This window comes from Chryseobacterium urinae (assembly GCF_030518295.1).
Lineage (GTDB): Bacteria > Bacteroidota > Bacteroidia > Flavobacteriales > Weeksellaceae > Chryseobacterium > Chryseobacterium mucoviscidosis.
The window spans coordinates 1-13,946 of sequence record NZ_JAULSJ010000038.1; the positions used below are offsets into that span (position 1 = coordinate 1).

Consider the following 13,946-nt stretch of genomic DNA (forward strand, 5'->3'; position numbering starts at 1 on the left):
GAAGGAATTTCTTCCAGTATATTTTCTATTCCGGGCTTTTTGAGAAGAACATTTTTATATTCCAGTTGACCGAAATTTTCAGGAACAGGAATCTTTACATATACTCTGTTAATATGTGGATTTCTTTTTAAAAACACCACCATAAAAGTTTTGTTCTTGAGTTTTTCTGCCTGATGAATATTTAGATTTCCGATATCGGTTTTAGAATGATACGTTTTATTCTTAATTCTGAAAGTGTATTTAAAATCATAACCGGTGCCTCTTCCGTATCCTTCAACATCATTTATTATGGCTGAGGTACAGATGCCTTCTTTCTTGTATAACTTTGCATACAGTTTTTTTTCATTATTATCGTAAAGCAGTAAGCCTGCAATAAGAATAATCCAAAAATAAACATGATATTTTCTGATCCAATTTATCATTACAAATAAATAAGCTGCGTTTTCAAAACCTTTCTTCCCAGCTTTTCCAGAATATTTTTATAATGGGCAATCTGTCTGTCATTTTTTTCAGATTCTTCACCTGTTTTAAAATCTACAATAACGTAGCCTTCGGAACTCTTTAAAATTCTGTCCGGACGATACACGCTGCTTTCACCGTTTTCGGAAATCATGATATCTTTTTCATTGATAACCTGCCATTTTTCATCAAAAAATTCAGCGTTATTTTTTATAATTTCTTCTAAATTTCTCTCAATTTCTGCGCTTTCCTCAATGGTTATCTGACCATCCAGAACGTAGCATTCCAGAACTTTTCTGATGTCTTTTGCCGTATTGATTTGGGATAATAATTCATGGACAAAAAGCCCGATTCTTACTTTTTCAACCCGTACCTGATAATTTTTTGACGGAGTGGCAATCTTAATCGATGTATTTTTTTCGTTGATGTTTTTTAAATTCTGAATATCCTTCGTTTCAAAATGGGAGGTTTTGTCCTTTGAATGTTTTTTCAGCATCTCGGGATTCACTTCATACAGATCAAACTCATCCAGATTTTCCGGATTTTTAGACTGTAAAAACTCCAGCAATTCCAGATTGTTAGACGTTTTATTCGCTTTCTGAATATAAAAATACAATTGCTCTACAGGCCGCGTTGTCGCAACGTATTGCAGACACAGCCTGTCTACAAAGTTTTTATAAGAATTCTGTAAGTTGAAATACTGGATTTCCTCATCATACACCTCAAGATTTTTACTGAACTGATTAATATTCACAGACTTTAAAGCACTGTCATTGCTCGTTTCAAACCAATTGGTGAACTCGGCATCACGGTTTTTATTAATCATCGGGATAAAAACAATCGGGAATTCCAAACCTTTTGCTTTGTGGATCGTCATAATCTGAATTGCATCAATATTTTCCGAAGCCTGAATCGTATATGCCGAAGCCTCCTCATCCCAATATTTCAGAAATTCTTTCGTACTCGCTCCTGCATTTTGTGTGAAATTGAAAAGCATTTCGAGAAAGTTCAGCAGGAAATCAGTCTCTTTATTTTCAACAGAAAACTCATTAATGTAATATTCAACAAAGTTGTACAGATTGAATCTCGGGAAATTGTCCTGCTTAAGCTTCAGAGCGTATTTTTCCTGAATAAAATGCACAGTTTCTTCGTGTATTTCAATTCCTAAAATTTCCTTCATTTCCAGGGTGAAATCTGCCATCTGAATTCTTCCCAGTTTATTCAGGTAATACATCATCATGATCAGATTCGGCTTATTCTTAGGATTGCTTTCCCATCGCAGGAATTCAACAACCGCCTTAAGCGTGTTGGATAATTCTAAGGTAAGACCTTTATCGGAAATCGTTTTAATATTCGTTTCCTCACCTTTGTAATTTACCTTCAGATTTCCCAGTTTTTGAGAATAGCTGAAAATATCAAAATTTCCACGGCATAGAATCGTAATGTCTGAAAATTTAAAGCCGTTATCTAGAATCTCCTGAATATCTTTCCTCATGCTTTCAGACGTATCGTTGTAAAAATCCTCATTCGTAAGATTTTCTATCAGATTTACTTTTACACGACCTTCGATCGACGATTTCGGATTTTGTTTGGCATCAGTTCCGAAAATATTTTTATGCTCTTCCGATAAAGATTCAGAATGAAATTTGTACAGTTCATTATTAAAGTGAACAATATTCTTCGCGCTTCGCCAATTGTCTTTTAAAACCAGCAAATCTGCCTGTTTGGGAGAAAATTCTTTTTTGTTGATAATATCGAGCATCAGTTTACTTTCTCCTCCACGAAAGCGGTAAATACTCTGTTTCGGGTCTCCAACCAACGTAAAAGAAGTATTTTCTGATGAAATCGCATGATCTCTCAAAGGAAGGAAATTCTGCCACTGCAATTCTGAAGTATCCTGAAATTCATCAAAAAAATAGTGCTGAAACTGGGAGCCTACTTTTTCATAAATAAAAGCCGAAGGCTCATTCCGAAGGTTTTCGTTAATTAAAATATTAAATTTAGAAAGCAAAACAAGGTCGTTTTCTTCCTCAATTTTTTTCAGCTCATCCTGAATGTCTTTATTTACCTTTAAAGGCAGAAGCGCGGATAAAATTTTCTCTTTTTTCTGGGTTTCAATATACAGCCGAATAAGCTGCATTCTGTAATCAAGAAGCTGATCGAGGATTTCAAGAATTTCAGCTTCCTTGTTTTTTGATTTTGCCGAAGCTCCTTTCCGGTAGTTATTCACAACAGATTCTTCCGCAGTCGTAGGAAAAGGAAATCCCGGTCTTTTCTGATGATAAAAGTCTAATACTTTCGTAAAAAAGCCTCCGATTCCGTTTTTTCCCTGTGCAAAATCTTCAATTTCAATATTCCTTGATCTGAATAATTCGATGGATCGTGTAGCCAGTTCAATTGCCTGTTTTTTGTTTTGGGCAATTTCTTTTCGGAGTGTATCTTTGATGTTCTCGTAATTCGTGCTGTCGAAATCTTTATTGTTTTTAAGATGTTCGTAATGAATATCTTTCACAAATTCTTTTGCCGAACCGTAAAGACCTTTATTCAGGTTTATTCTTTCATTATTTTCGAGACTGTAATCCACATAATCCATGAAAGAGTTGGAGATCACTTCGTTTTCGCCAATCTGATCGAGCATTTTATCAACCGCTTCAATCAGAAAAGGTTCTGCTTCAATTTCCAGATTGAAATTTTTGGCAAGTCCCAGTTCATAAGAAAAACTTCTTACCAGTCGAGAATTAAAACGGTCGATCGTTCCGATATTCAGAGTAGAATAATTATGAAGCACATAATCCAGCATTTTTTTTGCGCGGTGATGCAGTTCATCGATCATTATTTTCAGACCTTCTTCCTCAAATGCCTTCTGAATATTTTTTAAATCCGGATTTTCTGCAAAATTATCGTTGGAAAAATTTCCGAGCCACGTCAGAATTCTTTCCTTCATCTCATTCGCTGCCTTGTTGGTAAATGTCAACGCAAGAATATTCCTGATCGACTGCTGCTGATTAGGATACCGAAGACAGATCATTAAAAGCCTCTGCACCAAAGCATAGGTTTTCCCGGAACCTGCCGAAGCATTAATTACCGTATAAGAATTTTGCATTTTTAGTGGAATTCAAAGTGCAAGTTAGCTAATTTTTAAGTGAAATTTTAACAATTTTCTGCTGCTATTTAACAGTTTTAAAAATAAAATTCTAAAAGAAATCCTAAAACACGTTAACTGTGGTTAAACTTGCAGTTTAATTTAAAAATAACTTTAGTTTTGCTTTATAAAAAATAACCTGTGAAAATAAAACTATTCTTTGTCTTAGCTTCTCTTTTTTTCATCAACTGTAATGCTCAGGGTTATATTTTCGGGAAAGTAACTTCCGAGGATAATAATGAGATGCCCGAAGCAACGGTAATCAATATCCGGACAGATGAAAGGGTTCTTACAAACCGCGATGGTCATTTCATGATTTCGGGAAGAGCGGGAGACGAACTTCGCTTTGTAAAATCGGGTTATGAGCGTACAAATCGTAAAATTACCCAGGAAAACATCACGGCTCCTGTAAATGTAACAATGATAAGAGCGGCAGAACTGATTGCGGAAGTTGAAATTAAAAAAAACATAACGGGAGATATTAAGATCGATGCTAAAAATCTAAATCCGCCAAGAAAAGTTGAAAAACTGAAGAACGATCTGGCAAAATATATGTCGCAAAAGTCGGCTCCGGGAGTTTTGGCAGCCAGACCGGGAGAATTTGTACAGCCGGTAACCAAAGGAATTTACAGTTTCGGAAAAGTTAAAAACAAATGGGACGATGTAGATCTGATGAATTATCTTCAAAATGCTTTGGGAGACACCTTCTTTGAAGAACTTCAAATTCCTAAACCACAGATCCAGCATTTCATTCTCTATATTTTAAGAACAGGTTTTGAAAGGAAAAATATCCTGAAATACGGCTATTGTACAGAAGCGGATATGAACCGTTTTAAAAATGCAGTGTTGGGAAGAATTTCAGCCTACAAATCGCCGCAGCCTCAAAATAAATAATCTTATGAATATCAGGTTAATTATTATTCTGCTTTTTCTGTTTGTGAATGTTTTTTCACAACAGAAAATTTCGGGAAGGATTACGGATGAAGATGGCATCAATTTACCCTCCGTTACGGTAATGAATGTTTCTGCGGACAAAAAAACGTATACTGCCAATGATGGAACGTTTTCTGTTGAGATTGCTTCTCCGGATGACGAAATTCGTTTTGTAAGAAATGGTTTTGAAAGATCTTCCATAAAAGCAATGTATGGTTTAAACAAAGAACTGAATATTAAGCTTACGAGAATTGCGGAAGACATTGAAGAAGTGCAAGTGGCTAAAATTACCGGAGATCTCGATAAAGATTCGAAAGCGGTGGCGAAAACAGATAAAGGACAAATTGTTGAAGATGCAGTAGGATTGCCGCAACCCGTAGGAAAAATGCGCGAAAAACCGGCGGAAGTGAAGCAGGTTTTAATTCCGATTCTTTTGGGAAGCCTGAATGTTCAGGGATTGTATGATCTTGTAAGCGGCGATGCAAGAAGGATGAAGCGCCAATACAGATATGATGATCTTCAGGAAGACATTGCGTGGATAAGAAACAGGGTAGAAGACGAATATTTTACAAAAGAAGGTATTCCTGCTGAAAGAATTTCAGAGTTTATAGAATTTTCTTTTGTGAATAAACCACAAACGCGAACTTTTGTAAGAGCCAAAAATTTAACCGGAGCTTTATCCAGAATGGACGACGCAATTCCTGTTTTTGTTAAAAGAATCAAAGAAAGCAAAATGCCATAATAAATGTTAAAGAAATCTTAAAATTTGGAATGAGAATTGATGCAATAGTTTAGTAAATAGACATTAAAATTATTGTAACAAACAAATTCACAAATTTTTATGAACAAAAACATTCTTTCGATTGCCATTGCAGCATTAGGTTTCGTTATCGGGCTCGGACTTTTAGGAAATGCCATTAAAAACAGAAACAAATCTGAAAATACCATTTCTGTTACGGGTTTGGGAACCAAGCAATTTACTTCTGATCTTATTACGTGGTCGGGAAGTTTTTCTAAGAATAATTTTGACCTGAAATCGGCTTATGATGAACTGGCTTTAGACCGAAAAACCATCAACGATTATTTATTATCAAAAGGCGTAAAGCAAAATGAGATTGTTTTTTCTTCTGTTGATATCCAGAAACAGTTCAAAAATTATACAGATAATAACGGGAATAACGTTCAGAATGAATTTACCGGATACAACCTTACGCAGACTGTATCGATTGAAAGCAAAGAAGTTGCGAAAATCGAAAATCTTTCGAGAAATATTACGGAAATCATCAACAGAGGAATAGAATTTACATCGTCTTCGCCAAATTATTTTTATACCAAATTAGCTACGGTGAAACAGGAAATGATTGCTTCTGCCACAAAAGATGCCAAAGAACGCGCGGAAAAAATTGCTGAAAATTCAGGAAGCAGTCTGGGAAATCTGAAAAAAGCAACCATGGGCGTTATCCAGATCACGGCTCCGAATTCTAATGAAGATTATTCTTATGGAGGAACCTTCAATACCGCTTCAAAAGATAAGGAAGCAAGTATTACCATAAAGCTGGAATATCAGGTAAATTAGTTTTTAACTGAAAAAAATCCGAAGCATTTGAACTTCGGATTTTATATTTTAATGATAAACGATATCGTAGATTTCGTCTTTTACTTCTTTTAGATTTTCGGGCTGATAATTAGCAAGAAGCCATAAATTCAAAGGATTTTTTCCTTCGCCGTAACTTGGCTGAACGTACATTTCATCAATCAGGCTGAACCCGTTTTTCTGATAAAAAGAATAGCGTCTTTTCGTATCTTCTGTTAAATGCCCGTGTTCTATTTCCAGAACAATTCTGGGATAATTTTCAAAAAGATAGTTGGTGATATGCGATCCCAGTTTCTGACTTCTGAATTCTTCAAACACTTCAAAATGTTCCACAAAAGCAAAATGGCTGAGTTCCCAGATGATGAGGTAGCCTATATTTTTAGCTTCGTGAAGCACAGAAATTATTTTCACTTTAGGGTGTGAGAACAGCGGAGACAATTTGTCCCAGTCTCTTCTTTCATCTTCCGGAAACGTTTTGCAGTATGCCTCAAAAATCTCCTTAACCCTGTAATCTTCCGTTGATGTAATCTGCAGAAATTCCATAATTATAAATCAAAAACATTGGGTCTTCTGGTGATAAAAATATCCTTTACCCAAAGTGTGAATGCCAGTCCCAGATAAATTAAAAAGAAAAATCCTGCCGTTGCAAAAGTAGAGTAGATGAAAAATACTCTCAGTTTAGAAACAGGAATTCCGAGTTTTGCGCCCGTTCTTGTAAGAACGCCAAACCATTCTCTTTCCATTTTATGGCGGATATTGTCAAGCATTTGAAGATTCTTTTAAAATTTTAAATCCAATACCGCAATTTAAGCAATTTTTTTCTTCACAGGAATTTTTAAAATGATAAATCAGGCTTTGCGATTCAAGTGCGGTTTTACATTTCATGCCCAGCTTTTTCCAGGCAGCAATAACTGAATTTTTTTCGGAGGGAAGATTTTTGTAAAAAAACAGAATTTCGTCTGCAATTTCTTCGTTATGATATTGATGATAGGTGTATTTTAGAGGCAAAATGGTGTTTAAAATAATTAATTCAATAAAATCCCGCGATACAACTTTGGTCTGATTTACCGATGATATTTTCCCGAAATTATAATGATTGTTCCAGTATTTGGAAGCTTTTACATTCTTAAAAATTTCGAAAAGCTCTTCTGTATTTTTAACATGGATGATTTTCGAAAATAAGTTCTGATATGTGAAATAGAGATTTGCCAACTGCGACAAACGGAGCGTAGGGAAATTGGGTGGTCGTAATCTCAGAAATTTAGGGTGAAATTTAAGATTGGAAATGTTGAATTTTGCCTTGATAAAATCAAATTCCCGCTTCCAGATTTTCATCGTTTCATCCTCCGGATTTTCCAGCCAGCCGGAAACACCAAAAAATAAAGCTTCCAGCTGGGTTTCGTTTTGCCGGATCTTATTAATGACGGTAAAATCTATGCTTTCCGCAATTTGTCTGAAAATAAAAGCATTCACCTTTAATCCGAAAGAATAGGCTAAAGAATGAAACAAAACGGCTTCAAAATTATTTTTAAACTGAGCTAAATTCTTCTCAAATTCTAAAGATTTCTCCGCCAGTTTTTTCAGAACATTTTCTTCATGAAAATGAACCGGAATTTTGCCGGGATCAAAAATATTTTCGCAGGGAATAAACTGAGTTCCGCCGATCAGTTTTTCATATTTCCACAGGATATTTTCGTCGATATGATCTTTTAATTCTATGGTAGGAATGTTTCTGTTTTTCAGTTCCTCAATTTCACAATCGTTCTGAAAAACGACATGAAGAATTATATTCTGATAGTTGGGATCGTGTGAATGGTTGTGAAAGATCCAGTCGGAAGATTTTACATGAAGTTCGATATTTCCTGCAAAAGTAATTTCATTGATCTTCACCTTCGCCGCCAGAAAATCCGGACCGGAATCTGTATTCCATTTTCCAAAGTCTAAAATTTCAACGAAATTGCCTTCAAGATCTTTGAAGTCGAAATGCTTGAACACTTTATAGTTCCAGAGATATTGCAGTAGTTTTTCGGTCATGAGTGTTTACTGCAAATATAGAATAAAAATGATTTGAATGATATTAAGTGTTTAAAAATCAGGTAAATGAGGAAATTATTTTACAAGTAATTCAAAACTTATAAATTCTTTCATGGAAAATAATTGTTTGCATGAAAAATATTAATCTTCAAAAACTGGCTGCACAAAAAAGGCTGCATCCTGATGAATGCAGCCACTATTTTTTTATGGTATAAACCTCACAGGTTTTTAAAACCTGTGAGGTGTAATTCCAGTTCCAAATTTTTCCAATATAAAACTATGCTTTGGTAAGCTCGCTTTTGAAATTTTCGATGGTCGTTCTGTACATTTCTTCGTAGATCGGAAGAATATTTTTAAGGTCGAATTTTATTGCCTGTTCTTTGGCATTGACTTTCATCTGCGCCAGAAGTTCGTCGTTGCTTAGTAACTTAATGGTGTAGTTGCTCATCGCCTCCACATTTCCGATCTCGGCAAGAAAACCTGTTTCTCCCTGAATGTTTACTTCCGGAATTCCTCCCGCATTCGAGCTGATGACCGGAGTATTGGCTGCCATTGCTTCCAGTGCGGCAAGACCGAAACTTTCCTGTTCAGAAGGCAGTAAGAATACATCCGAAAGCTGAAGGATCCTGTAAAGATCATTTACTTTACCCAAAAGACGGATTTTTGAAATCAGATCCGGATTTTCTTCTAAGAACTGGTTGATTTTTTCCATATCCGGACCTTCTCCGATGATGATAAGCTTGGATTTTACCTTTTTCTGGACATTCTTGAAAATCTGCAATACTTCTTCCACACGTTTTACAGGACGCAGATTGGATACATGGATCAGGATTTTTTCGTCCGGATTGGCAAACTGTGTTCTCTGGCATTCGTTGCATTCGTCAAACTCAGAATTATCGATAAAATTTGTAATCACCTGAATTTCTTTTTTAATCTTAAAGAACTGGAGCGTATCTCTTTTCAGACTTTCCGACACCGAAGTGATCGCATCCGATTGGTTGATGGAAAATTCCACGGCGTGTTTGTAACTTGGATGCTGTCCTACCAATGTAATGTCTGTTCCGTGAAGCGTTGTTACCAAGGGAATATCGTTGTCGTCTTCCTTCAGCATCTGTTTGGCTGTAAACGCAGCATAAGCGTAAGGAATCGCGTAGTGTGCATGAAGCAGATCCAGTTTGTAGAGATTCACCACTCGGTAAATCATCGAGCTCAGCGCAATATCATAAGGCTGATATTGGAAAAGTGGATAAGTCTGAACATTTACCCTGTGAAAGAAAATATTCGGATTGGTAATATCTAATCTCGCAGGAAGTGCGCTGCTGATGAAGTGGACTTCATAGCCTTTGTTGGCAAGCGACATTCCGAGTTCTGTTGCTACAATTCCGCTTCCTCCGTAGGTGGGATAGCAAAGTATGCCTATTTTCATTTATTTTTTTAGTTTTGATGTTGTAAATTTTAGAATTTACACCTTTTATTTTACAATTGCTGGAATGAGATCCATTCCCATTCCTGCCTTCAAAGTATCATTTACCAGAACAGGAAGTCTGCCTTGGATTTTTGTTTTTCCGTTGAATGCATCGGCTGTTGCGTTCATCGAGTCTTCATTGTTTTCATACGAAACCAGAACGGTTGAAACCTTTGAAATATCAATATCTTTCAACGCGTAAGCGCTTCCGAAAACATTAAGAATCACATTTTGGTTTTTCGTAAGGTCGGATAACACTTTCTTTGAAGCGTCTGAAATTTTATAAGGTTTATAAGCCGTGGAATTATCTTTATGGAAACCGACAATCACTGTAGAATTTGCAGGAATCGTAGCAATTTCATCAGCTTTTTTAATTGTAATATTTGAACCTAATCGATTGACAAACGTCTGATAAGGAGCTTCTTCCAACGGGATGTAATAGATTTGTTTTCCGTTTAACGGAAGCAGCTTTTTTTCATCCTTCAGTAAAGTGATCGCATTTGAATAGAGATTCTGAACTAAAGTTTTATGAGAATCATTATTTAAGTCTGAATTAATGTTTTCGGGATTCTTAGGAGTATATTTTTCAAGTCCTAAAAAGTATTTGGTTAAAAGGATCTTTTTCACACTTTCCTCTACTCTGGATTGTGAAATTTCGCCGCTTTCAATAGCTTTCTGAATTAATTTTTTTCCTTCTGCAACACCCTGAGAAAACAACATAATATCGTTACCTGCTTTAAAAGCCATTGCATCCAGTTCTCCGGGTTTGTATCTGTTCGCAACAGCGCCCATATTAAGAGCATCGGTAATAATTAACCCTTTATATCCAAGCTTATTTTTCAACAGTCCGGTAATGATGTTTTTAGAAACAGAAGCAGGAATTCCTTTGGTGGTTTCCAATGCAGGAACATACAAATGAGCCACCATAACACCGCCGATTCCCTGATTGATAAGAGCTTTGTAAGGTGCTAATTCAACAGCGTTAAGACGGTCTAAATTGTGAGCAATTAAAGGAAGATCCGCATGAGAATCTGTACTTGTATCTCCATGTCCCGGAAAATGCTTAATCGCTGCTAAAATATTGTTATTCTGAAGTCCGTTTGCGTAAGCTGATGCAGAATTCACCACATTACTTACTTCCGAACCGAAGCTTCTGTTTCCGATAATCGGGTTGTTGGGATTGGTATTTACATCCACAACAGGCGCAAAATCCCAGTTGATGCCCATTCGGTGACAGTCTTCCGCAATTTTAGCCGACATTTTTTCAATTAAACTTTTATCCTGAATAGCTCCTAAAGTCATTGCCCACGGAAATTTGTGCGCCGCAGCGATTCTCTGGTACAGTCCCCATTCCGCATCCATCCCGATCATTAAAGGAACTTTAGATTTCTGCTGAAATTCATTTACCAGTGTAATTTCTCTTGCTGCATCATCCTGCATCAGAATTAATCCTCCGATCTTATCATTAGCAACAATATTTCTAACTTTTTCAATCTCACTTTCTCCTCTATTGGTGTAAAGTGCTACAATGAAAAGCTGTCCGAGTTTTTCGTCCTGAGAAAGGTTCTTATAGGTTTTGTCAACCCATTGGTTTGCCTTTTTCAGATCGTCTTTGGAAATGTTTTTAGGCTGATATTGAGCTGATATTTTTGAGCTTGAGAATATGAAAATGAAAAGTGAACTGTAAATAAGCTTCTTCATAATTTTTTGAATAAGAACAAAAATACAATTAAAAAAATGATGAAAACAAAGTTTTTGAAATTTTTGGTATATGATTTGAATACGGATTATAAATAATAAACAACTAAACTTTTATAAAATGAAAAAATTTCTTCCAATCTTAATAATGGCTTTTGTAAGCTTATTTATATTTAGCTGTGATAATAATGATAATACTGTTGGTGATGGTGATACATATCCAAAAATGAGAGATGTTTCCGGAAGTTTTACAAGTTCAAATGGATATTCTTTTACTGTTCCTATTAACATAGAAAGTACAGATGTGGTTTTAGTATACAGAAGAGACCCGGCTGCAAGTAATGCTTGGCAATTAATTCCTAAAACCTATTATCTTTCAGGAGGTAGAGAATTAGATTATAATGCACTTTTCAGTTCTCAAAATCTTGAAATTTACACAGAAGCGAACTTTGACCAAGCAACGATGACATCTTCTGAGATGAGTACTTACCTGAATAACCAGACATTCAGAGTTGTTTTAGTTCCGGCTAGTCCTGCTAAAAATTCATCTACAGTAGATACAAGTGATTACAATGCGGTAATTAAATATTACAACTTAGATGAATCTAAAGTAATCACAGTTAAAGCAAATTAAGAATATATCTTTTCAGTTTTTTATAATTACAAAAAAGCTCCGGAATTTCTTTCGGAGCTTTTGCTTTTTTATTTATCGCTGTCATCGAGTAAATGACCAAAATAATCTTTCTTTGTCTGTAAATATCCTTTACTTATCTCATTTGCCGGTATCTGCAACGGAACTCTTGAGTTAAGATGAATATTGCTTTCGGTTACGTATTTTACTTTTTCAGGATTGTTGGTAAGAAGATTAATATCTTTTACCCCCAATAAATTCAGGATTTCAATAGCAACTCCAAAGTTTCTGTCATCCGCCGGAAGTCCAAGTTTTAAATTGGCTTCTACGGTATCAAAACCTTTTTCCTGTAAAGAGTATGCTTTTAATTTATTGATGATCCCGATGTTTCTTCCTTCCTGACGAAGGTAAATGATAATTCCTCCATTTTCATGGATGTATTTCATCGCAGCATCTAATTGCTGTCCGCATTCACATTTTTTGGAATGGAAAACTTCCCCGGTAATACATTCTGAGTGAAAACGCACATTTACAGGTTTGGAAAAGTCTGTATTTTCTGCAACGATCGCCATATGAGGCATCCAGTCGTTTTCGTTTTCAGAGAGTGCGATCATTCGGAACGTGCCATATTCCGTAGGAACGTTGGATTCCGCCTGAATTTTAATCATTAATTCCTAATTGGTTTTTTAATTTCTTTTTACAGAATCTTCTATCGCAGAAATGTTGGTTTTTAATCTTACCAGATATCTGTTGAGAACCTCATTGTCGTCCCCTTTAAGATTCTGTCTTAGCTTTTGAATTTTTTTATAGGATTTTTCAAAGTCTTTTATTGCTCTGTTTTTCCCTTGGAGATTTCCTGCATCTATAGCGTAAAGATAATTTTGCAGGCTGTACTTTAAAGTAGTGATTTCGGTATTTAAAGCATTGTTTTTAAACTGTGGAAAAGTAGCAATAAGATTGGATATTTCTGAAGCATTTACATTGTTACCAACATTAACTTCGATGTTATTTTTGGCTCCTTTATCAGAATCTGATCCTTTGGTTTCGCTATAAAAACTATTCGACAACGGAGAAAAATTGGGTTTTTCCGTTGCGCAGGAAGATATTATAATTAGTAGTACTCCAAAAAAAATTATTCGTTTCATTTTTGCTGCCCCTTTTGATAAAGGATTGGGTTAAGACTTTCATCATTGTACATTTTCATTTGTTTGTACACTTTCATCTTAACATCTCCGTTCTCGATATCAGTAAGCAACTGATTTATAGAAGTGGAAAGATCTTCATGCTGGGTAAGAAGAACATCCAGTTTGGCTTTACAAGCTGCTCTGTGCTCTTCTGAAGCAGATTCTCTATAGGCTTCCTGCGACATATGATAAACCTTTAATGCCAGAATTGATAACCTGTCTACCGCCCATGCGATTGTTTCGGTATTAATTTTTGCATCAGGTTTAGGAGTAATATTTTCAAACTTTTTCAGAAACCAGCTGTCGATGAATTCTACCAGATCAGTTCTTTTCTGATTGGAAGCATCAATAGTTCTTTTCAGTTGAAGAGCTTCAGTGGGATCTATATTTTCATCTCTAATTATATCTTCCAAATGCCATTGAACGGTGTCAATCCAGTTTTTAGCATACAAAATCCGTTCCAAAGTATCCTTTTCGAACGGGTTATTAATTAGAGTGTTAACGTCATCAGACACGTGATAGTCTTCAATAGCCTGATTGAAGACTTTCCATGCAGTCTCAGTAAAATTCATTGAGTGTGAAGAATTGTTTAGTTGCTCGAAGAGTTGTTGTTTGTTGTCTTATTTTCAGAACCCGGTTTGTCCTCTTCTTTTACAGCATCTTTAAATTCTTTGATACCCGAACCTACACCTCTCATTAGTTCAGGAATTTTTTTACCTCCGAAAAGTAAAAGCAGAATGATCGCTACGATCAAAATGTGTTGCCAAGATAATGACATTATTGTTAATGTATTCATTTCTAAAATT

Annotated in this window: 15 protein-coding genes; 4 read left to right on the top strand and 11 right to left on the bottom strand. The window is 35.6% G+C overall.

Translation table 11 applies throughout. From position 1 onward, the window contains the following. A partial coding sequence (locus tag QWT87_RS18220; RefSeq protein ID WP_302717854.1) for a hypothetical protein occupies positions 1-422 on the bottom strand: 422 nt, incomplete at its 3' end. Then, positions 422-3,562 carry a UvrD-helicase domain-containing protein gene (locus tag QWT87_RS18225; protein WP_302717856.1) on the bottom strand — a complete coding sequence of 1,047 codons (3,141 nt, stop codon included), beginning with the start codon at positions 3,560-3,562 and terminating at the stop codon, positions 422-424. The genes QWT87_RS18220 and QWT87_RS18225, both read right to left, overlap by 1 nt. Before the next feature lie 180 nt (positions 3,563-3,742). Here QWT87_RS18225 and QWT87_RS18230 point away from each other — a divergent pair, with 180 nt between their 5' ends. The 3 genes from QWT87_RS18230 to QWT87_RS18240 all read left to right on the top strand — a co-directional run bounded on the left by QWT87_RS18230 (position 3,743) and on the right by QWT87_RS18240 (position 6,110). Continuing rightward, positions 3,743-4,495, top strand: a complete 753-nt coding sequence (locus QWT87_RS18230) for a carboxypeptidase-like regulatory domain-containing protein (protein WP_302717858.1) — start codon at positions 3,743-3,745, stop codon at positions 4,493-4,495. Positions 4,496-4,499: 4 nt separating this feature from the next. Further along, on the top strand, positions 4,500-5,276 hold the full coding sequence (locus QWT87_RS18235; RefSeq protein ID WP_302717860.1) for a carboxypeptidase-like regulatory domain-containing protein: 777 nt from the start codon (positions 4,500-4,502) through the stop codon (positions 5,274-5,276). Between the two features lie 99 nt (positions 5,277-5,375). After that, the gene (locus QWT87_RS18240) at positions 5,376-6,110 is read left to right on the top strand and encodes an SIMPL domain-containing protein (protein ID WP_214588401.1); all 735 of its coding nucleotides are present in this window, start codon (positions 5,376-5,378) and stop codon (positions 6,108-6,110) included. A 48-nt stretch (positions 6,111-6,158) separates the two neighbouring features. Here QWT87_RS18240 and QWT87_RS18245 read toward each other — a convergent pair whose 3' ends face one another. The 5 genes from QWT87_RS18245 to QWT87_RS18265 form a co-directional block, all read right to left on the bottom strand. Beyond that, the gene (locus tag QWT87_RS18245) at positions 6,159-6,671 is read right to left on the bottom strand and encodes a GNAT family N-acetyltransferase (RefSeq protein ID WP_302717863.1); all 513 of its coding nucleotides are present in this window, start codon (positions 6,669-6,671) and stop codon (positions 6,159-6,161) included. Between the two features lie 2 nt (positions 6,672-6,673). Further along, the gene (locus QWT87_RS18250; RefSeq protein ID WP_029297636.1) at positions 6,674-6,895 is read right to left on the bottom strand and encodes a PspC family transcriptional regulator; all 222 of its coding nucleotides are present in this window, start codon (positions 6,893-6,895) and stop codon (positions 6,674-6,676) included. Next, a complete protein-coding gene (locus QWT87_RS18255; RefSeq protein ID WP_302717866.1) occupies positions 6,888-8,162 on the bottom strand; it encodes a DUF2851 family protein in 1,275 nt (424 codons plus the stop codon). The genes QWT87_RS18250 and QWT87_RS18255 overlap by 8 nt, the downstream gene beginning before the upstream one ends. A 277-nt stretch (positions 8,163-8,439) precedes the next feature. Beyond that, complete coding sequence (bshA, locus tag QWT87_RS18260) at positions 8,440-9,588, bottom strand: N-acetyl-alpha-D-glucosaminyl L-malate synthase BshA (RefSeq protein WP_108409079.1); 1,149 nt, start codon at positions 9,586-9,588, stop codon at positions 8,440-8,442. 45 nt (positions 9,589-9,633) lie between these two features. After that, positions 9,634-11,328, bottom strand: a complete 1,695-nt coding sequence (locus tag QWT87_RS18265; protein ID WP_302717868.1) for a glycoside hydrolase family 3 protein — start codon at positions 11,326-11,328, stop codon at positions 9,634-9,636. A gap of 145 nt (positions 11,329-11,473) precedes the next feature. Between QWT87_RS18265 and QWT87_RS18270 the strand changes: the two genes are divergently transcribed. Beyond that, a complete protein-coding gene (locus QWT87_RS18270; RefSeq protein ID WP_302717870.1) occupies positions 11,474-11,959 on the top strand; it encodes a hypothetical protein in 486 nt (161 codons plus the stop codon). A 68-nt stretch (positions 11,960-12,027) separates the two neighbouring features. Here QWT87_RS18270 and ribA read toward each other — a convergent pair whose 3' ends face one another. Genes ribA through QWT87_RS18290 form a run of 4 tightly spaced genes read right to left on the bottom strand, consistent with a single transcriptional unit; the run spans position 12,028 to position 13,936 of the window. Continuing rightward, on the bottom strand, positions 12,028-12,624 hold the full coding sequence (gene ribA / locus QWT87_RS18275) for a GTP cyclohydrolase II (RefSeq protein WP_076395085.1): 597 nt from the start codon (positions 12,622-12,624) through the stop codon (positions 12,028-12,030). Between the two features lie 18 nt (positions 12,625-12,642). Continuing rightward, entirely contained in the window at positions 12,643-13,101 is a 459-nt protein-coding gene (locus QWT87_RS18280; RefSeq protein WP_302717872.1) for a hypothetical protein, read from the bottom strand. After that, the gene (locus QWT87_RS18285; protein WP_087707868.1) at positions 13,098-13,712 is read right to left on the bottom strand and encodes a DUF4254 domain-containing protein; all 615 of its coding nucleotides are present in this window, start codon (positions 13,710-13,712) and stop codon (positions 13,098-13,100) included. Before QWT87_RS18285 ends, QWT87_RS18280 begins: the two co-directional genes overlap by 4 nt. A gap of 17 nt (positions 13,713-13,729) precedes the next feature. Beyond that, the gene (locus QWT87_RS18290) at positions 13,730-13,936 is read right to left on the bottom strand and encodes a twin-arginine translocase TatA/TatE family subunit (RefSeq protein WP_302717874.1); all 207 of its coding nucleotides are present in this window, start codon (positions 13,934-13,936) and stop codon (positions 13,730-13,732) included. Positions 13,937-13,946 lie beyond the last annotated feature (10 nt).